The organism is Leclercia sp. LSNIH3, assembly GCF_002935105.1.
GTDB lineage: Bacteria > Pseudomonadota > Gammaproteobacteria > Enterobacterales > Enterobacteriaceae > Enterobacter > Enterobacter adecarboxylatus.
The window spans coordinates 1-18,998 of the sequence record NZ_CP026390.1 but is presented as its reverse complement, the minus strand read 5'-3'; the positions used below and the strand labels follow the sequence as shown (position 1 = coordinate 18,998).

The 18,998-nt window shown below is 61.1% G+C and carries 22 protein-coding genes and 1 pseudogene; 7 read left to right on the top strand and 16 right to left on the bottom strand.

What is annotated here, in order from left to right:
• Positions 1 to 3: 3 nt before the first annotated feature.
• Together C3F35_RS23750 and C3F35_RS23745 are read left to right on the top strand one after the other, a co-directional pair.
• Positions 4 to 516 carry a DM13 domain-containing protein gene (locus tag C3F35_RS23750; protein WP_004357637.1) on the top strand — a complete coding sequence of 171 codons (513 nt, stop codon included), beginning with the start codon at positions 4 to 6 and terminating at the stop codon, positions 514 to 516.
• On the top strand, positions 504 to 1,775 hold the full coding sequence (locus C3F35_RS23745) for an MFS transporter (protein WP_004357638.1): 1,272 nt from the start codon (positions 504 to 506) through the stop codon (positions 1,773 to 1,775). Before C3F35_RS23750 ends, C3F35_RS23745 begins: the two co-directional genes overlap by 13 nt.
• Positions 1,776 to 1,805: 30 nt before the next feature.
• On the opposite strand, the gene C3F35_RS23740 is transcribed toward C3F35_RS23745, so the two are convergent.
• From C3F35_RS23740 to C3F35_RS23690, 11 genes are all read right to left on the bottom strand, one after another.
• Positions 1,806 to 2,207 carry a RidA family protein gene (locus C3F35_RS23740; protein ID WP_004099044.1) on the bottom strand — a complete coding sequence of 134 codons (402 nt, stop codon included), beginning with the start codon at positions 2,205 to 2,207 and terminating at the stop codon, positions 1,806 to 1,808.
• Positions 2,208 to 2,313: 106 nt separating this feature from the next.
• Entirely contained in the window at positions 2,314 to 2,763 is a 450-nt protein-coding gene (locus C3F35_RS23735) for a hypothetical protein (protein WP_004099042.1), read from the bottom strand.
• 87 nt (positions 2,764 to 2,850) lie between these two features.
• Entirely contained in the window at positions 2,851 to 3,423 is a 573-nt protein-coding gene (locus C3F35_RS23730) for a hypothetical protein (RefSeq protein WP_004099040.1), read from the bottom strand.
• A gap of 91 nt (positions 3,424 to 3,514) precedes the next feature.
• Entirely contained in the window at positions 3,515 to 4,483 is a 969-nt protein-coding gene (locus C3F35_RS23725) for a magnesium and cobalt transport protein CorA (protein WP_032640602.1), read from the bottom strand.
• A gap of 36 nt (positions 4,484 to 4,519) precedes the next feature.
• Complete coding sequence (locus tag C3F35_RS23720) at positions 4,520 to 5,077, bottom strand: recombinase family protein (protein ID WP_103793575.1); 558 nt, start codon at positions 5,075 to 5,077, stop codon at positions 4,520 to 4,522.
• The gene (locus C3F35_RS23715; RefSeq protein ID WP_003100853.1) at positions 5,071 to 5,442 is read right to left on the bottom strand and encodes a hypothetical protein; all 372 of its coding nucleotides are present in this window, start codon (positions 5,440 to 5,442) and stop codon (positions 5,071 to 5,073) included. Before C3F35_RS23715 ends, C3F35_RS23720 begins: the two co-directional genes overlap by 7 nt.
• On the bottom strand, positions 5,439 to 5,939 hold the full coding sequence (locus C3F35_RS23710) for a hypothetical protein (RefSeq protein WP_003100856.1): 501 nt from the start codon (positions 5,937 to 5,939) through the stop codon (positions 5,439 to 5,441). Before C3F35_RS23710 ends, C3F35_RS23715 begins: the two co-directional genes overlap by 4 nt.
• Complete coding sequence (locus C3F35_RS23705; protein WP_003100858.1) at positions 5,936 to 6,262, bottom strand: hypothetical protein; 327 nt, start codon at positions 6,260 to 6,262, stop codon at positions 5,936 to 5,938. Before C3F35_RS23705 ends, C3F35_RS23710 begins: the two co-directional genes overlap by 4 nt.
• A gap of 254 nt (positions 6,263 to 6,516) precedes the next feature.
• Positions 6,517 to 6,873, bottom strand: a complete 357-nt coding sequence (locus tag C3F35_RS23700; protein ID WP_000215515.1) for a cupin domain-containing protein — start codon at positions 6,871 to 6,873, stop codon at positions 6,517 to 6,519.
• On the bottom strand, positions 6,863 to 7,264 hold the full coding sequence (locus C3F35_RS23695) for a HepT-like ribonuclease domain-containing protein (protein ID WP_001293886.1): 402 nt from the start codon (positions 7,262 to 7,264) through the stop codon (positions 6,863 to 6,865). Before C3F35_RS23695 ends, C3F35_RS23700 begins: the two co-directional genes overlap by 11 nt.
• Positions 7,261 to 7,551 carry a nucleotidyltransferase family protein gene (locus C3F35_RS23690; protein ID WP_001247892.1) on the bottom strand — a complete coding sequence of 97 codons (291 nt, stop codon included), beginning with the start codon at positions 7,549 to 7,551 and terminating at the stop codon, positions 7,261 to 7,263. Before C3F35_RS23690 ends, C3F35_RS23695 begins: the two co-directional genes overlap by 4 nt.
• Before the next feature lie 158 nt (positions 7,552 to 7,709).
• Here C3F35_RS23690 and C3F35_RS23685 point away from each other — a divergent pair, with 158 nt between their 5' ends.
• On the top strand, positions 7,710 to 10,676 hold the full coding sequence (locus C3F35_RS23685) for a Tn3-like element ISPa38 family transposase (protein WP_103793576.1): 2,967 nt from the start codon (positions 7,710 to 7,712) through the stop codon (positions 10,674 to 10,676).
• A 34-nt stretch (positions 10,677 to 10,710) separates the two neighbouring features.
• On the opposite strand, the pseudogene C3F35_RS23680 reads toward C3F35_RS23685, so the two are convergent.
• The 3 genes and pseudogenes from C3F35_RS23680 to msrB form a co-directional block, all read right to left on the bottom strand.
• Positions 10,711 to 11,412, bottom strand: a pseudogene (locus tag C3F35_RS23680) (glutathione S-transferase N-terminal domain-containing protein); the annotation flags it as partial.
• A gap of 132 nt (positions 11,413 to 11,544) precedes the next feature.
• Positions 11,545 to 12,084: a peptide-methionine (S)-S-oxide reductase MsrA gene (msrA, locus tag C3F35_RS23675; protein WP_004099036.1), complete on the bottom strand. Its 540-nt coding sequence runs from the start codon at positions 12,082 to 12,084 to the stop codon at positions 11,545 to 11,547.
• A 1-nt stretch (position 12,085) separates the two neighbouring features.
• Entirely contained in the window at positions 12,086 to 12,529 is a 444-nt protein-coding gene (msrB, locus tag C3F35_RS23670) for a peptide-methionine (R)-S-oxide reductase MsrB (protein ID WP_004099035.1), read from the bottom strand.
• Between the two features lie 124 nt (positions 12,530 to 12,653).
• Between msrB and C3F35_RS23665 the strand changes: the two genes are divergently transcribed.
• The gene (locus C3F35_RS23665; protein ID WP_032425611.1) at positions 12,654 to 13,685 is read left to right on the top strand and encodes an IS630-like element ISEc33 family transposase; all 1,032 of its coding nucleotides are present in this window, start codon (positions 12,654 to 12,656) and stop codon (positions 13,683 to 13,685) included.
• Positions 13,686 to 13,830: 145 nt separating this feature from the next.
• On the opposite strand, the gene C3F35_RS23660 is transcribed toward C3F35_RS23665, so the two are convergent.
• On the bottom strand, positions 13,831 to 14,706 hold the full coding sequence (locus C3F35_RS23660; RefSeq protein WP_199770258.1) for a LysR family transcriptional regulator: 876 nt from the start codon (positions 14,704 to 14,706) through the stop codon (positions 13,831 to 13,833).
• Between the two features lie 228 nt (positions 14,707 to 14,934).
• Between C3F35_RS23660 and C3F35_RS23655 the strand changes: the two genes are divergently transcribed.
• From C3F35_RS23655 to C3F35_RS23645, 3 genes are all read left to right on the top strand, one after another.
• Positions 14,935 to 16,167 (top strand): bifunctional alpha/beta hydrolase/OsmC family protein, encoded by a 1,233-nt coding sequence (locus tag C3F35_RS23655; protein WP_004357650.1) that lies wholly within the window; start codon positions 14,935 to 14,937, stop codon positions 16,165 to 16,167.
• Positions 16,168 to 16,274: 107 nt separating this feature from the next.
• Positions 16,275 to 16,763, top strand: a complete 489-nt coding sequence (gene msrA, locus C3F35_RS23650; RefSeq protein ID WP_045269765.1) for a peptide-methionine (S)-S-oxide reductase MsrA — start codon at positions 16,275 to 16,277, stop codon at positions 16,761 to 16,763.
• Positions 16,763 to 17,788, top strand: a complete 1,026-nt coding sequence (locus C3F35_RS23645) for a zinc-binding alcohol dehydrogenase family protein (RefSeq protein WP_004357654.1) — start codon at positions 16,763 to 16,765, stop codon at positions 17,786 to 17,788. Before msrA (C3F35_RS23650) ends, C3F35_RS23645 begins: the two co-directional genes overlap by 1 nt.
• 396 nt (positions 17,789 to 18,184) lie before the next feature.
• Here the strand turns inward: C3F35_RS23645 and C3F35_RS23640 are convergent, their stop codons facing one another.
• Complete coding sequence (locus C3F35_RS23640) at positions 18,185 to 18,679, bottom strand: MarR family winged helix-turn-helix transcriptional regulator (protein ID WP_004099028.1); 495 nt, start codon at positions 18,677 to 18,679, stop codon at positions 18,185 to 18,187.
• Between the last annotated feature and the right edge of the window lie 319 nt (positions 18,680 to 18,998).

The following is an 18,998-nucleotide window of genomic DNA, read 5'->3' as shown; positions in this document are numbered from 1 at the left end:
CCGATGCGGCGCTGGGTCATCCTGATTGCCACCCATCTCGCGATGCTCGCCATGGGCTTCGCGGGCGGTGTCTACACGCTGCCGATCCTGACCGCCCCCCAGGCCCCGGACGCGGCGGCCTTGCGGACCATCTCAGCCGAGACGCTCTACGCAGGGCGTCTGGCCCGCGATCTCAAAGGCAGCGACCTGCTTCACTGGGGGGAAGGCGAGATCCGGGTCTCGCGCGACCGTATCGCCCATATCGGGCGCCTCGCCCCTGGTCCCGACTACAAGCTCTACCTCGCACCACGTTTCGTCGACACGAAGGAGGCCTTTCTCCTAATCAAGGACAGATCAGTCCGCGTGGGCGATGTGAAGACGTTCAACGGCTTCATCGTCGAGGTGCCTGCCGGCATCGATGTCCGTGACTACAACACGGTCGTCATCTGGTGCGAAGCATTCGACCAGTTCATCAGTGCGGCAGAGTATCAACCCTCAAGTCAGGCCCGAGAACGAGCCCGGCGATGGATACCATGAGGTCGGCGGGCAAGCGCGGCCTCGTTCTCGCGCCGGTGGCGGCGCTGCTGCTGAGCGTCGCCGCTCTGCTGCTGGGCAATGGCCTGCTGAGCACGCTCCTGATCGTGAGAGCCGGCCATAAGGGGTTCTCGACCGGCGCGATCAGCGCGATGATGTCCTTCTATTTCGCGGGTTTCACGATCGGCGCGCTCGTGTTGCCACCGATCATCGTCTCCGTGGGACATGTCAGAACCTTCGCCGGCTTCGCGGCCATTGCCTCGATGACCGCCCTTCTCCATGTGGCGTTCGTGGAGCCGATCGCCTGGATGCCGCTTCGCCTGATTACCGGCTTCGCCTACGCGGGCATGATCCTCGCAACGGAGAGTTGGCTCAACGCCCACGCATTGCCATCCACACGCGGGCAGCTCCTGTCGATATTCGGAGTTGTCTCTATGGGCTCATGGGCAATCGGGCAGGCGTTACTCAACATCGCACCGCCCGCCGACGTGACATTGTTCCTCATCGTGTCGCTGCTGATATCAGCGGCGGTGGTTCCGATCACCTTGCTGCCCAGTCATCCGCCGGCCCAGGTGGAACAGGAATGGGTCGCGTTCAGGGACCTCGTCCTCGTATCACCTCTCGCTGCGGCTGGCGCTTTCCTGGCCGGCCTGGCTATCGGTGGTTTCTGGGGCATGGGCGCGAACTTCGCCCAGAGCATCGGCCTCGATGTGGGCGGTATCTCCGCCTTCATGGCTGCGGTTCTTGGTGGAACGCTCGCCTTCCATTGGCCACTCGGTTGGCTTTCGGATCGAGTGCCCCGGAATCTTGTCATCGCCGGTGCGGCGCTGGCGTCCGCAGCGTCTGCCATCGGCGTAGCGTTGGCGGTGGAAGCGCCTCTGCCGCTGCTCCTTGCGGCAGGTGCGCTGTTCGGCGGCTTTGGCATCCCGATTTATTCGTTGTGTCTCGCCGTCGCAAACGACGATCTTCCGGCCGGTCGGCTACTCGGCACCGCGCGCGGGCTTCTGTTGCTCAACGGGATCGGGACAGCCGCTGGCCCCCTAATAGGAGCAGCTGCAATGAATATCGTCGGCCCTGGCGGCCTGTTCCTTTATGCGGCGGCGTTGCTCACGCTCCTGGCAGTGCTGGCCATCGCCCGCAGGCAGCCGAGGCGCGCCAACCAGGCCAAGGCGGCCCCCCGTTCTCCGAGCACGCCGATGATAACCGGATCTCTCGATACGATGATATGCATGGAGAAGCGGGCGCAGGGCGTGCGGGATTAGCGCGGCACGGCGCCTGCACGAACCGCGGGGTCAGGCGATGATAGCTGTTACGCGAATTTCGATACGCATGGTTGGAAGCCCCAGCGCTTCGATTCCCAACTGCGTCCAGATTGGAGCGCGGTCGGGCATGTAGTGGCGATACAGCTTGGCCATTGTTTCGTTGATCACGGGAGGGAATCCACCGACGTGATAGGAATTGACGTGGACCACATGCGGCCAGCGTGCTCCGGCGGTCGCGAGCGTCCGTTCCACGTTCTTGAACGCCTGCTCGATCTCTTCCTCAATCGACTCCGGAATGACGAGATCGTCGTTCCATCCGCCCTGTCCGGAGATCTCCACGCGGTCACCAATGCGCATTGCCTGAGAATAATGAAGCGCGTCATGCAGGCGCGTCCCGTATCCGGGGGTGATGAAGAATGAAGGTGTTGTCATGAGTTTGCCTTTGATGAGCCAGGTCAACGCGGCTGCAAGTGACCGTATGCATGCAGAAAGAGATGCAGGGCGTTCGGCACTAGCGCGCCGGCTGCGGTGGAGGGCTTTATTCCACGTCTTCTACGGTGAGGTCCCGGCCGTTGAACTGCACGGTCTCCCCGGCTCGGGCACCCTCGATCGCTTCGAAGATCGGCGCCATCGTGGAAATGCCCATGAGCTCACGCCCCTGACAGGTAAACTTGCTCGTTGACACCGCGATCACAAAGTGGCGGCCGGACAGCTTGACGACAGCGCCTTCGTTGACGGCCAACTTGGGGCCGAAATCGATCGTCCTGAGCTTTTCGAGTTTATTGGCGTAGTCATGGAGCGTGTCATCGAGCGCTTCAGCGAAGTCGCTCGCGACCTCGGCCTGAGCTAGTTCGTCGTTTTCGATCGGTTCGCTCCGATCGAGCCGAGCGGTAGAGACATAGTCCAGGTAGTTTTCGCGAGCGCTGTGCAACGCTGCTGTCTCCAGCAAGAGCATAGTTTCTCGTATGTGGTCCTTGTTCCAGTCCATAATCACCTCCTAATTTTCGATGTTCTTAAAGTTCAGCCTGCAGATGTGTGGGCCAGGAAGGCCAGCCTTTCCGGCTAAGCGACACCGCTATTCGTCGCTGATGACGTCTTCGCCCTGGTATGGAACCCTGATCAGCCGAGGATCTCGAATGATGCTCGTGACGAGCCAGACATATTCCTGCTCGGCGGTATCGAAGCCGAGGATGCTGAAGGATTGGCCGAAAGGGCATGGCGGGAAGTCTGGAAAGCCCTCGCGCAGAACGTAACGCTCGGGATCGCTGTGAAACTCGCTCTTGTAGACTTTCCGTAGTCCGTGCTTGCTCGGCGCGTCCTGGTCACCTGCCGGTGCTGTTTCCCGATGCGCCACAAGGCGCTCGGACAAGTCGCGGGGGCAGATTTCGTGGAACACGTCGAAGGCGTCGATCAACAGGCCTTTATGCTCTGTCGCCGGATCGGTGATCGCGTAGATGTTGGAGGCATCTTCGCCGTCGTCCCCGCTCTCGAGGCGCAACGCCGCATCGACGCGAATGCTGCATGCATCGAGGGTTGACCCTAGTTCGAGATCGACGAGATTGCCGTCCTTGACGCGGTATTCGCGGTCATAGCCTTTGGCGATGAATGACTGGACTGCTTCTAGAACGTCGGTCACCTGGGAGGTCATGGAAGCACCTTCATCTTGAACTGGATTGGACACGCTCGCGCACAAAGCGCGCTGTGACTCGGCGGACGGAGAAGCTCGCGAAGTGCGTTACTCATAGCCACTTGGCCTTCTTGAAGCGCATGAATAGGAGAAGGCAGAACACCGCTATCACTCCGAGCACGACGAAGTAGCCATATGGCGTGTCCAGTTCCGGCATGTGCTTGAAGTTCATGCCATATATTCCGGCGATCGCCGTCGGGACCGCCAAGATCGCCGCCCAGGCCGCGAGCTGGCGAGTGACCACACCGATCCTTTGCGCTTCCAGAAGGCTGCTGGCCTCGAAGACCGTGGACAGGACAAGCAGGAGGCCGTCGACCATGGACTGCACGCGGTGGACATGGTCCGCGACGTCGTGGAAATATGGTGTCATTTCGGCGCTGATGCAGGGAAAGTGGCCGCGAACGAGCTTTCGCACCAGCTCGGCCATAGCCCCGAGCGTGCGCTGGAACCGCGTGAGTTCGGACCTTAGTTCGAAGATTCGCGCCACCTCTTCTGGCTCGAGGAAATCGTGCAGCGACCGTCGCTCCATCGCCAGGACGTCGTCCTCGATCATTTCGAAGATGGGCAGATACTGGTCGACCACTCGGTGCAAGATCGCGTGCAGCACATAGTCGACACCCTTGCCGAACTGCGTCGGCGATGCCTCGAGTTGCTCCCGAAGTTTGCCCAGCGCTCCGGCATTGCCGTGCCGCACGGTGATAAGGTGATTGTGACCGGTGAAGATCGCCATCTTGCCGTAGCTGATCCGGTCGCCGACCAGCTCGGCGGTCTGGGCGACGACGTACAACTCATCGTTGTAGACCTCGAGCTTGGGCGGGCACAGCGGGTGCATGGCGTTGTCGATCGCCAAAGGATGGAGGTTATACGTCGTCTGGATCGCGCTGAGTTCGTCTGCGGTGGGCTCGCTAAGCGCGATCCAGCAGAAGCCCGAGCGATTCTCGTTTAGTTCGACGTGCTCATCGAGCCTGATTTCACGGACTCGCTTACCTTCGTTGTAATAATATGCGGCGATAATGGTCATGCAGGGGTCGTCTCAGAAAACGGAAAATAAAGCACGCTAAGCGTGCGTGGAGGCTGGCACCCAGCGGTACAGCGTCGGAATGGACACGCCGAGGTTCTTGGCCACGTCCTTGGGCGGCACCCCGCTGGCCAGCAGCTTCTTGGCCGACTCGATCTTGTTGTCGGTCATCTTCGGCTTGCGGCCGCCTTTGCGGCCGAGCTGCTTGGCGACTTCCAGCCCGGCGCGGGTGCGCTCGACGGTCAGCTCGCGCTCCATTTCGGCAAGGCTCGCCATGACGTGGAAGAAGAACCGCCCGGATGGTGTGCCGGTGTCGATGGAGTCGGTGAGGCTCCTGAACTGGACACCGTGCTTGTGCAGATCGCCGACCAGATCGACCAGTTGCTTGACCGACCGGCCCAGCCGGTCGAGCTTCCAGACGACCAAAGTATCGCCTTCGCGCAGCATTTCGAGCGTCTTGGCCAAGCCAGGCCGGTCTGCCCGCGTGCCACTCACCTTGTCCTCGAAGACCTTTTTACATCCGGCCTTGCTCAAGGCTTCGCGTTGCAGCTCCAGGTTCTGATCCTGCGTCGAGACGCGCGCATAGCCAATCAACATGGCTTGTCTCGCGCCCGGTCGATGCGTTCCTGCATCGCCTGCATCACTTCTTCGTGGGTGTACGATCTGGCGTTGGCGTCGGTGGCTTGCCGCAGGGCTTCCTCAACCTCGCGCGTCATCCGCTCGTAATCCTCCGGCCACAGCGCTTGCTCCATGCGCAGCGACGCCTGACCCAGCAGGTGCAGCAGGCTGAACAGCCGCATGTCGTTGGTGGCGACGATGCGCTCCCGAATCTGCTCCTGAATAGCTTCGCTAGCCCGATGCGCTTGTGGTGTGGCAGTCCCCTCGTAGTCAGCGGGGAATTCCGCTTCCTCGGCAATCCTTGCCCAGGCGCTGGCCAGCGCCTCGATGGTTGACGTGCTCATTTCCGCCGCTCCTGTGCTCTTTGGCGAATCAACCGGCCAAGGGGCCTCGACGCGAAAACCAGCAGCATCACGCCTATCGGATACCAGGTCGAGAAGACCACCAAGGCATCGAAGGCTGGCCGTCCGGTGTTGGTAGGCAGTACGGCGGTCACAGCCATCAACCCGCCGACCGTCCAGATGATGCGCCACACGTAGGGCATCACGCGGGGCACGTAGCCGTCATCGAAAGCGGTCTGGTAGTAGCGGCGCAGGCCGCGCTCGGCAAGCGCCTGGCGCTGCCGCTCCGACAGCGCATCCGTCCGGCCATACCAGCGCCGGAATGGTGGACAGCGCAGCAGCAAAGGGGTGAAGAGGATCATCACCGCCACGATCGCGACACCCCACGCCATGACGGCGCCGGCATCGGGCCGCTTGGCGTTCTCGATCACGGGCGCGAAGACGCCCGGAGCACCGATCATCCAGAACAGCGCAATGTGCTGATGGAAGGAGAGCTTCATTTGCTCATCCACTTGCGCAGCAGGCGCTTTTTCAGGGAGGCGCGTTCTTGCGGGTTGCGTCCCTTGTGATTGGCGATGCGATCCGCCGTGGCGGCCTGGCGCTTGACGGGCCAGTAGGAGCGGCCATCCTTGCCCATCGACCAGACGCTGCTGGCCTGGTTTTCCAGCAGGGGCAGATGGGCGCTCAGGGCTTCGGGCGACGCGCTGGTCAGCGCCGTGCGCTCACGGGTGCGCCAGCGCTGATGCCAGAGCTTCTTGTCCTCGCGCTCGCTGCCGCAGGTCGTGTGCCCGACGATGGGTGTTTTGCGGCGGCTGCGGCTCATAACGTAGTGGTCTCCAAGAACATTCAGGACTGATCCCAGGCGTCGATGGTCAAGACCTGATCGGCAGGACAGGCGGCTACGCGGTCGGGAACTGGATGGTGTTCAGTCTCATGCCGACCCCATTCGATTGATCGCGTCGCTTGCGGCACGCTGCGACGCAAGGAGGTTTGCGACCTGGTTTAGCAGCCGTGTCCGCTGCATGTCTGTTACCTATCTCCCCGACCGCTCATTGGACCAACTCCAGAGATTGGGCTCTATCGCTCAGCCAATACGAAACCGGCATTGGCTGATGCCACAACCGAGACTAACACAAATGGCTCGGTACCTGTATTTCGCGCCCCGTGCACTTGGCCCGGTCTTGCCACGGCTATCTCACCTTCCCTGAGGGCACGAACAATCCCATTGCCCTGAAAGTAATCAGCCATTCCCGACAAAACAGTCCACGTGTCTTGGCCGTGAGGATGAATGTGAGCCGCAATTTCCTGCCCGGGATGGACATGCCAAACCACGATAATTGAGTCTCGGGTTTCAAGCACAACGGAACGAATAGGCTCGCCTTCGGACGGCTGAACATACTCGGCTACAGAAAATATTCTCGATTCAACAGTCATCGGAGATCCCTCTTTCACAGTTGTCGTTACGGTCTTCATCGTCGGCATCCTGACGCACGGCGGGCAATTGCTGGAGCAACGCCGGCAGCCATTCCTGTACCGTCTCCCACACCACATCGAGGTTGATGTCGAAATAGCCGTGAGCCATGCGATTACGCATATTGCGCATGCTGCGCCACGGCACGTCGGCATGCGCCTGGGTGAACTCGACGTAGCCATCCATCACCTTTGTGGCCGCCTCGCCGATGACGATCAGGCTCATGATGACGGCCTGCTGGGTGCGCTTGTCGGCCAAGAAGTCGTCCTTGGCCATCCCTTCCACGAAGCTGCGCGCATCGGTTGCGGCCTGCTGAATGTGGTCGAGGTAATCGGGCAGGCGGTTCTCGCTCATATCGGTTGCGCCTCCGCGAGCACCTTGGCCCGGAACTTCGGCGGCAGGTCGCCGGGAGTCAGCAGATCGACGTCAACGCCGAGCAGCGATTTCAGTTCTTCTTCCAAATCGCCCAAGTCCAACAACGTGGCACCGGGCAGCGCATCGACCAACAGGTCGAGGTCGCTGCCATCCCGGTCGGTGCCATGCAGCACCGAGCCGAAGACGCGCGGGTTCGCGGCGCGAAAGCGGCCTACCGCTTCACGCACTGCGCTTCGCTTCATGTCAAGCACAACAGACGGTCGCATGCGCATCCTTTCTTATCGAAACTCGTTGAGATGATATGCAATCAAGAATAGAATTTCAAGAACTATTTTCGAGAATCGCAATGCCTTGATTCCCGTGCCGCGCCGGTTGCCTTGGCGGGTTTGTCACAAACCTACGTTTTCAAGAAGAAGGAAACCGCATGCCCCGCCGTTCGATCCTCTCCGCCGCCGAGCGCGAAAGCCTGCTGGCGTTGCCGGACACCAAGGATGAGTTGATCCGTCACTACACGTTCAGCGAAAGCGACCTCTCCATCATCCGGCAGCGGCGCGGCCCGGCCAATCGGCTGGGCTTCGCGGTGCAGCTCTGCTACCTGCGCTTTCCCGGCGTCATCCTTGGCGCTGATGAGCCACCGTTCCCGCCATTGCTGAGACTGGTCGCCAACCAGCTCAAGGTCGGCATCGAAAGCTGGGACGAGTACGGGCAGCGTGAGCAGACCCGACGCGAGCACCTGGTCGAGCTGCAAACGGTGTTCGGCTTCCAGCCGTTCACGATTGGCCACTACCGGCAGGCTGTCCAGTTGCTGACCGAGCTGGCCATGCAAACCGACAAGGGCATCGTGCTGGCCAGAGCCTTGATCGAGCACCTGCGGCGGCAGTCGGTCATTGTGCCCGCCCTCAACGCCGTCGAGCGGGCGAGCGCCGAAGCGATTACCCGCGCCAACCGGCGTCTCTACGACGCCTTGGCTGAGCCGCTGACGGACGTGCATCGCCGTCGCCTCGACGATCTGCTCAAGCGCCGCGACAACGGCAAGACGACGTGGCTGGCCTGGCTGCGGCAATCCCCGGTCAAACCGAACTCGCGGCACATGCTGGAACACATCGAACGCCTCAAGGCGTGGCAGGCGCTCGACCTGCCCTCCGGCATCGAGCGGCTGGTTCACCAGAACCGGCTGCTCAAGATCGCCCGCGAGGGCGGCCAGATGACGCCCGCCGACCTGGCGAAGTTCGAGCCGCAGCGGCGTTACGCGACCCTGGTGGCGCTCGCCATCGAGGGCATGGCCACCGTCACCGACGAAATCATCGACCTGCATGACCGCATCCTGGGCAAGCTGTTCAATGCCGCCAAGAACAAGCATCAGCAGCAGTTCCAGGCATCCGGCAAGGCGATCAATGCCAAGGTGCGGCTGTTCGGGCGCATCGGCCAGGCGCTGATCGAGGCCAAGCAAGCGGGCCGCGATCCGTTCGCCGCCATCGAGGCCGTCATGTCCTGGGATGCTTTCGCCGAGAGCGTCACCGAAGCGCAGCGGCTCGCGCAACCCGAGGACTTCGATTTCCTGCACCGCATCGGCGAGAGCTACGCCACGCTGCGCCGCTACGCGCCGGAATTTCTCGACGTGCTCAAGTTGCGGGCCGCGCCCGCCGCCAAGGACGTACTCGACGCCATCGAGGTGCTGCGCAGCATGAACAGCGACAACGCCCGCAAGGTGCCCACCGACGCGCCGACCGAGTTCATCAAGCCGCGCTGGCAGAAGCTGGTGATGACCGACACCGGCATCGACCGGCGCTACTACGAACTGTGCGCGCTGTCGGAGCTGAAGAACGCGCTGCGCTCCGGCGACATCTGGGTGCAAGGCTCGCGCCAGTTCAAGGACTTCGAGGACTACCTGGTGCCGCCCGCGAAATTCGCCAGCCTCAAGCAGGCCAGCGAATTGCCGCTGGCCGTGGCCACCGATTGCGACCAGTACCTGCATGACCGGCTGACGCTGCTGGAAACGCAGCTCGCCACCGTCAACCGCATGGCGCTGGCCAACGAGCTGCCGGACGCCATCATCACGGAGTCGGGCCTGAAGATCACGCCGCTCGATGCGGCGGTGCCCGATACCGCACAGGCCCTGATCGACCAGACGGCGATGATCCTACCGCACGTCAAGATCACCGAATTGCTGCTGGAGGTAGACGAATGGACGGGCTTCACCCGGCACTTCGCCCACCTGAAGTCAGGCGACCTGGCCAAGGACAAAAACCTGTTGCTGACCACGATCCTCGCCGACGCGATCAACCTGGGCCTGACCAAGATGGCGGAATCGTTCCCCGGCACGACCTACGCCAAGCTGGCCTGGCTGCAAGCCTGGCACATCCGCGACGAAACCTACGGGGCGGCACTGGCCGAGCTGGTCAACGCGCAGTTCCGACATCCCTTCGCCGGGCATTGGGGCGACGGCACCACGTCATCGTCGGACGGCCAGAACTTCCGCACCGGCAGCAAGGCCGAGAGCACCGGCCACATCAATCCGAAATACGGCAGCAGCCCAGGGCGGACGTTCTACACCCATATCTCCGACCAGTACGCGCCGTTCCACACCAAGGTCGTGAACGTCGGCGTGCGCGACTCGACCTACGTGCTCGACGGCCTGCTGTATCACGAATCCGACCTGCGGATCGAGGAGCACTACACCGACACGGCAGGGTTCACGGACCACGTCTTCGCGTTGATGCACCTGCTGGGCTTCCGCTTCGCCCCGCGCATTCGTGACCTGGGCGACACCAAGCTCTACATCCCGAAGGGCGATGCCACCTACGAGGCGTTGAAACCGATGATCGGCGGCACGCTCAACATCAAGCACGTCCGCGCCCATTGGGATGAAATCCTGCGGATGGCCACCTCGATCAAGCAGGGCACGGCGACGGCCTCGCTGATGCTCAGGAAGCTTGGCAGCTACCCGCGCCAGAACGGCCTGGCCGTCGCCCTGCGTGAGCTGGGACGCATCGAGCGCACACTGTTCATCCTGGACTGGCTGCAAAGCGTCGAGCTGCGCCGCCGCGTGCATGCCGGGCTGAACAAAGGCGAGGCGCGCAACGCGCTGGCCCGCGCCGTGTTCTTCAACCGCCTGGGGGAAATCCGCGACCGCAGCTTCGAGCAGCAGCGCTACCGGGCCAGCGGCCTCAACCTGGTGACGGCGGCCATCGTGCTATGGAACACGGTCTATCTGGAGCGGGCCGCGAACGCCTTGCGTGGCCACGGTCAAGCCGTCGATGACGGCCTGTTGCAGTACCTGTCGCCGCTCGGCTGGGAGCACATCAACCTGACCGGCGATTACCTCTGGCGCAGCAGCGCCAAGATCGGCGCGGGCAAGTTCAGGCCGCTACGGCCGCTGCAACCGGCTTAGCGTGCTTTATTTTCCGTTTTCTGAGACGACCCCATGCAGGCCTCGCAGGAATTCGCAGGCCACGCTGTACAGCCGGTCGCGCCAGCCCGCGTTCGAGCCATGCCTGCACGTTCGAATAGCTGCTTAGGCCGAGGATGTCGCCCGCTGCGTAGAATTCGACCAGCGCATTCACCCAGCCAAACGTCGCAATGTCCGCGATCGAGTAATCATCGACAATCCATTCGCGGCCCTCCAGCCGGTGATCCAGGACCCCGAGAAGACGCCTGGATTCATCAACAAAGCGCTGCCGAGGTCGCTTGTCCTCATAGTCCTTGCCGGCAAATCGCAGGAAAAAGCCTAGCTGTCCGAAGGTCGGCCCAACGCCCGACACCTGAAAGAACACCCAGGCCAGAGTCTCGTACCGCTGGGCGGGTGTTGTTGAGATGAGCTGCCCCGTCTTGTCGGCCAGATAGATGAGGATCGCACCGGTTTCCCATATGCCAATGGGCTGGCCGTCAGGGCCAGCCGGATCGATGATCGCGGGTATGCGGCCGTTGGGATTCAACGACACGAACGCTGGATCCTTCGACTCGTTGTTCGAGATGTCGACGAAGTGGGGCTCATACGGCAGGCCAGTCTCCTCCAGCATCATCGAGACCTTGACGCCGTTGGGCGTGGGGGCCGCGTATAGTTGCAAGCGATCCGGATAAGATGCTGGCCAGCGCTGCGTGATGGGAAAGGAGGAGAGGTCTGTCATATCTGGATCCTGGCACTGCGACGGCGGCTGAATGGAATGATCTGCTTCAAGGCCGGGTTCGACGACCGCGTCGATTGACGCGGTCGTCGGAGGTTGCGAACCGGATCGGCGCGGCACTAACGGCAGCGAAGCCTATTCCGCTGCAGCCCCGGCCGCAGGGCTCACATCGCCGGCCTCATGCCGCTTTGGAAGAACCCAGTCGGGACGGACGAAGTGGCAGGTGTAGCCGCCCGGCCGCTTCTCCAGATAATCCTGGTGATCGGGCTCGGCCTCCCAGAACTCGCCGACCGGCTGGACCTCGGTCACCACTTTGCCATCCCACAGCCCCGAGGCATCCACATCGGCGATCGTATCCTCGGCGACGCGCTTCTGCTCCTCGTCGACATAATAGATGCCCGACCGGTAGGAGAGCCCACGATCATTGCCCTGGCGGTTCAGCGTCGTCGGATCGTGGATCTGGAAGAAGAATTCCAGGATGTGCCGGTAGCTCGTCACTGTCGGGTCGAAGACAATCTCGATCCCCTCGGCATGCGTGCCGTGATTACGATACGTGGCGTTCGGAATATCGCCGCCCGTGTAACCCACACGGGTCGAGATGATGCCGGGCCGCTTGCGGATCAGATCCTGCATGCCCCAGAAACATCCTCCTGCGAGAACAGCGCGCTGATGCATGTTAAGCCTCCTCTACTTGATCGAGATATTCACCGTATCCCTCGGACTCCATCTCGTCGCGCGGGATGAAGCGAAGGGACGCAGAGTTGATGCAGTAGCGCAGACCGCCGCGGTCGGAAGGACCGTCCGGGAAAACGTGGCCCAGATGGCTGTCGGCGTGTACCGACCTGACCTCCGTCCGGACCATGCCGTGTGCACTGTCCCGCACCTCGTTCACGTTTGCCGGAACGATCGGCTTGGTGAAGCTGGGCCAGCCAGTACCCGAATCGAACTTGTCCGTTGAAGCGAACAGCGGCTCTCCCGACACTATGTCGACGTAGATGCCAGGCTCCTTGTTGTCGTTGTGCTCACCCGTGAAGGGCCTTTCGGTCCCCGAATCCTGGGTAATCCGGCGTTGCTCGGGGGTCAGGCGGTCAACTGCTGCCTGTGACTTCTCAAACTTCATGATAGTCTCCAATAATTAATCTAAATAGATGCGCGGAATAGTAGATCACTGAAAGGGAACTCAGCCCGGATTGTGCGATCTGATCAATCGCCAAACCAACCAAAACCACCAACCGGACTGAGCGATGCCGATCATAGCACCAATACCCCGTGGCGAACGACGCCTGATGCAGAAAGCTATTCATAAAACGCGCGATAAAAATCATGCCCGCAGACTCACGGCCATGCTGATGCTTCATCGGGGTGAACGGGTCAGCGATGTTGCCAGAACTCTCTGTTGTGCTCGTTCATCCGTTGGTCGCTGGATTAACTGGTTTACGCACTCAGGTATTGAAGGCCTGAAATCCTTACCCGCAGGGCGCTCCCGACGCTGGCCTTTTGAACATATCTGCACCCTGTTACGTGAGCTGATAAAGCATTCTCCCGGCGATTTTGGTTATCAACGTTCACGCTGGAGCACCGAATTACTGGCATTAAAAATCAATGAGATAACCGGTTGCCAGTTACATGCAGGAACCGTTCGCCGCTGGTTGCCATCTGCGGGGCTTGTATGGCGCAGGGCCGCGCCAACTCTGCGTATCCGTGACCCACATAAAGATGAAAAGATGGCGGTAATCCACAAAGCGCTGGATGAATGCAGCGCAGAGCATCCGGTATTTTATGAAGATGAAGTGGATATCCACCTTAATCCTAAAATCGGTGCGGACTGGCAGTTGCGCGGACAGCAGAAACGGGTAGTGACGCCGGGGCAGAACGAAAAATACTATCTGGCCGGCGCACTGCACAGTGGCACGGGTAAAGTCAGCTACGTGGGCGGCAACAGCAAAAGTTCAGCGCTGTTTATCGCTCTGCTGAAGCACCTGAAAGCCACTTACCGGCGGGCGAAAACAATCACGCTGATCGTTGATAACTACATTATCCATAAAAGCCGCGAAACACAGCGCTGGTTGAAAGCAAATCCCAAGTTCAGGGTAATTTACCAGCCGGTTTACTCGCCGTGGGTGAATCATGTGGAACGGCTATGGCAGGCACTTCATGACACGATAACCCGTAATCATCAGTGCCGCTCAATGTGGCAGTTACTGAAAAAGGTCCGCCATTTTATGGAAACCGCCAGCCCATTCCCCGGAGGAAAACATGGTCAGGCAAAAGTGTAGCGGTATTAGGCGCAGCTATTTAGAGAGCTCGACACACTGTCATTTATCTTTGCAGTCATTGCGCCGACTATCGCAGTGCGCCCCAGATTTATCCAATACGCTGCGCGTATAGTTTCCATAGCGCCGAAGCTCTTCACGTCGTGATTCAGTTCCACTCATACCGGGCTGCCAGCTGCGCGATGTTCCGTATCTCGACCGTTGCCGTGGAGCCGGATACTGTCGCGATCACGACTTCGCGCTCCAAGACAAATCCGTCGATCGGCCGAGTGACGAGGCCTTGCACGGTCGGCGATCGTTCCGGAAGAATGCATATGGCGTGGCCGTCAGCGACGACCCGTTGCACCCAGTCCTCGCGATCTGATCGAAAGCGAGGTCGCATGAGCAAGTCCCGTCGCGCGAAGTGATCGAGGATCCGATCGCGAAACTCGCATTTCAGGCGATCGACGAAAGGAAACTCGAGCAGGTCTTCGCCGCGCACGACCTCGTTGGCAGCCAAGGGATGGTTTGCAGAACAGCCGAGCACGAAGCGCTCCCGAAATAGAGGATGCACATCCAGCTTGCGTTCCGGTCTTGTTTCACGCGGCATGATGCACGCGTGGTATTTTCCTGAAAGCACCTCCGATGTGTCCTCGTTCGACTGGAGCGAGTGCAGCTTGATTTCGATGGATGGCATCTCCGCCAATGCGCTCTCGAAGAATGCCGTAAATTCCTTTGGTCCGACGGTGGGCGCGACGGCGACATCCAGCACGCGGTGCCCCCCCATCGCCCAGTGCTCCGAGTGATTGCGAACGCTCTTCATCGCGACCACCATGCGCCGGAATTCTGCCTCGACGTCATGGCCAAGGCCAGTCAGGCGGCTGTTCTTCCCGTCGCGATAGATCAGCGGCCCGCCAAGCTCATCTTCCAAGCGGCGGATCGCGCGGGTCAGACTTGGCTGTGACACACCGCTCAAGCGAGCGGCCGCTGTGAAATTCAGCGTCTCGGCCAAGTTGATGAAATAGCTGACTTGATTGAGTTCCATAGTCCTTTGGCCCACGCGCCTGACTGATACCTCTTCCGTGAGACCGCCTTTGGAAAGCAGGTCGCAGAAGTATGCTTGGCGCATATAATCATGGTATAGGGGCTTGTCTATATGCGCCAGACATATAAATGTTAGCCTGAGATGACGATTACCGGTTGGCGGTGCGCTCCGCTCAGCTCCGTCGAAGGTTCTGAGAGCGCAACCGCCAAGCCGCGTGCTGGAGGTTTGATGGACATGGCAGGAAGATCATTTACGTTTGTCAGTGGGGCTGGCTCTCCGCTGTCCGGGCACCTCGAACCGCCGGAAGGGACGCCGCGGGGCTGGGCGATCTTCGCCCACTGCTTCACGTGCGGGAAAGACAGTCGCGCCGCTGTTCACATCTCGCGCGCGCTGTCGCGTGCGGGCATCGGGGTCTTGAGGTTCGATTTCGCCGGGACCGGGATCGGCGGTGGGACGGGAGAACCTGTGAACTTCGCGTCGGACGTCGAGGACCTTCGGGCCGCCGCAAATGCGATGGCGGCGGCGGGCATGTCACCGTCCCTCCTCGTCGGGCACAGCCTGGGTGGCACCGCTGCGATCGTAGCCGCCGCCGACATGCCTGATATTGCGGCGGTAGCGACGATTGGTGCGCCGGCCGACCTTCAGCATATCTTGCGCCTCTTCGGACCGAATGATCTGGACACCATCGCGAGCGAGGGCGAGGCCTCGGTGGAGATTGCCGGTAGGCCCTTCCTCATTCGCCGAGGGTTCCTTGAGGCGGTTGAGGGGATCGACGTCGAGAAGGCCATTGCCTCCCTGCGACGGCCGGTGCTGGTCATGCACTCTCCGCTGGATCAGGTGGTCGGCATCGACCACGCGTCGCGCATCTTCGTCGCGTCCAGGCACCCTAAAAGCTTCATCTCGCTCGACAACGCGGATCACCTTCTCACCGACGTCGCGGACGCGAACTACGCCGCGGCCATGGTGGCGGTTTGGGCGAGCCGCTTTCTCCCACCACTCAGCGCGGATCTTCCGCAGGTCGAGGTTGCGGAGGGCGTCGTCTCCACCGAAACTCTTGCAGGGACGTTCCAGCTCAAGGTCCGCAGCGGCGAGCACACTCTGTTCGCCGACGAGCCAGCATCGGTCGGTGGCCTCGGGACCGGACTATCTCCCTACGAACTCGTATCTGCCGGCCTCGCAGCCTGCACGGTGATGACGATGCGTCTCTATGCGAACCGCAAGGGCTTTCCGCTCGAACGGGCGAGCACGACCGTGCAGCACGAGAAGGTGCCGGACATGATGCCACCCGACCGGTTCACCCGCACCATTGTCCTCGATGGGCCGCTGAGTGATGATCAGCGCGCTCGGATCCTCGCGATCGCTGATCGGTGTCCCGTCGATCTGAGTCTCATCCGGGGTTCGGACGTGCAGACCGAGCTCTTGAGCGCCAGTCAGGCTGCGGATCCCGCGAGGCTGGCTTGACCGTGGCGCACACGGAGGAGGGCGAACGGACTGTGAGCCAATCGCCTACCGGCAATAGGGCGGCCGCGACAGAGCGAGCAATTCTCGCAGGCGGCTGCTTCTGGGGCATGGAGGATTTGCTGCGCCGAGCCAGGGGAGTCATTTCGACGCGTGTCGGTTACACAGGCGGAGAAATGCCTGATCCGACCTACGCGAGACATTACGGCCATGCGGAAGCAGTGGAAGTGACCTTCGACCCTTCCGTTCTCGCCTATCGCTCGCTCTTGGAACTCTTCTTCCAGATACATGACCCCACGACCTACGAGCAACAAGGCAGCGATGTCGGTCCGAGCTATCGATCGGCGATTTTCTACACCACCGAAGTGCAGAAGGAAGTCGCCCTCACAACCATCGCGGAAATCGAGGCATCAGGAAGCTGGCCAGGCCCGGTCGTGTCGGAGATCAACCCAGAAGAACCCTTTTGGGAGGCGGAGCCAGAGCACCAAGAATACCTGGTGCGCTATCCTGGGGGCTATAGCTGCCACTTCGTGCGCCCGACCTGGCGGTTGGACCGCTCAGACGAACGCCCAGCTGTAATACTTGACAGAAAGAGTTGATGATGACCGAAACCGTGACTAATCAGGCCGCCTGGCAGAAAGCGCCGGGGCAGCCACTGAGGATCGGTGTCACCGCTCTGCCGCATCTGGCGGCGAACGAGATATTGATCCGCAACGCGGCCATCGCGATCAACCCACTCGACTGGATTCTGCAGGACGTCGCGCTTTTGCCATGGCTCGACTATCCCGCGATTCTCGGCAGCGACGTCTCCGGTGAGGTCGCGGCGGTCGGTGGCGCGGTCGAGCGGTTCAAGGTCGGCGATCGAGTCATCGGACAGGCGGTCGGGACAACCGTAAATCAACCTGCGCAGGGTGCGTTCCAGCACCACACGATCGTGCTGGACCACATGGCGGCGCCGATCCCCAACAACATTGCCTTCGCTGATGCGGCAGTCCTCCCGCTTGGCCTTGGCACCGCCGCAAGCGGGCTCTACGGACGGACACAGTTGGCTCTCGCGCCACCGTTACACTCGCCGACCGCGCGTCCAGAGGTCGTTCTGGTCTGGGGTGGATCGTCGAGCGTTGGCTGCAACGCCATCCAGCTCGCGGTGGCGTCGGGCTACAGGTGCGTCGCCACCGCTTCGGCGCGCAACGTCGGCCTGTTGAAGGAGCTGGGTGCAAGCGAGGTTCTTGACCACTCGAGTCCAGCCATCGTGGAAGACGTGATTGAGGCAATGCGCGGGCGCAGTCTCGCTGGAACGCTTCACGCGACCGGTCACATGAAAGACTGTTTTGCCGTAGTTGCGAGATGCGAGGGCTCGCGCCGGGTGGCAGCGACGCTGGCCCCGCCCGACGAGCGTTCATTTGGAGTCGAGGCGACGCACATCTCCGGGACGAGCCTCAAGGATGACGAGGTTGGTCCAATGATCTACCGCGAATTCCTGCCGCAGGCTCTCGCGGCGCGCACGTTCGTCCCCGCCCCTCCGGCGAAGATCGTGGGCCAGGGCCTTGAAATGCTCCAGGCTGCCTTGGAAGCCCTGAAGGCGGGTGTATCCGCAGCGAAAATCGTCGTTACCCTGCCTTGAGTGACCAGCCAGGCGGTTTTTCGCGTTCGCAGTCTGAGGTGGCCCGCACTTTGCCGATTGGGAAGCTCTACCGGGAAAACGCGTTTGGGACGCGCGCTGCGCTCCTGCCGGAGCATGCGTTCCCGAAACCTGTTCCCGACTGCTTTTCCCCGAAACTACCTATCGGACATAGAGAAATGGGAATGCAGCGAGTGGTTTGAACGGCCGCTTCCGAAACCGCGTTCCGATCAATTGAGCGGCTAAAAGTGGGGCGATCACCGACATATTAGAATGAGACCGCCATGCCCGATCGGCCGGCTTGACGCGTAGCCAAAAGAATGCGGCTGATGGTAGGCTCGCTGACATTATGAAGCCCCGCCATCTGAGCAGCGTTGAGCTGCCGCAATTGCGAGTCTCCTACGCGTCGTCGTTCTTCTCGCGGTCCACACCTCGCTCATGCAATTCGGCATCGACGGGGCAGTTCGTGCAGCCCTCGTAGCAGCACAAGCGGCAGATGCGGTATGACTGCTCGAGGTTTTCCAAGCGATTTCGGAGAACGCGTTCAGCGATGTCCGATAAGGTTTTCAGTTCGTCTGGATTAAGGATCGATAGCCCTTCGGCAATCACTTGATCGCGCGAGGCCAGGACCTCGTCGCTCGCGACCTTGCCAGTTGGAGTAAGATAGAGGGATCGCGCGCGCCCGTCTGTCGAATGCTCCCTACGCTCGATCAATCCCTCGCTTACCAATCTATCCACCAGGCGAACAGTTCCAGCATGTGAAAGGCCCACCCCGATCGCAAGCATACGGATCGAGAGCCCGGGCTTGTGCGCGAGCAACGCCAGCGCTGAGGCGGCGGGTCCAGCTTCCGGCGCCCGCGATGAACTAGCGCGAACGATGTCGTCGCTGATCATGAGTGCGAACGCCCCGAAAATGTTTCGATCTCGAGGTCCATCCATTGCCACATCTATATGTGCGCGGAGCATAGACAGCAAGCCATACCGTGGTCCTCTTCCTCCGCGCGGCTTGTGGAAAATGTCCTGTTTTAGAAGGGTTTCGGAGGATTTCGACTGATCGAGCGCGCCGAAAAAAACGGGTCCGGCTCGTTAAGGCCGCGGAACCGTTGATACCTGGCGGCTATAGGGCAAGCCTTTTCGCTCGGAATCGCCGTAGGTCGCGCCCGAGAATCACTCCGCGTCAGCGCTGTCATCCAGGCCGCGCAGGTGCAGATCA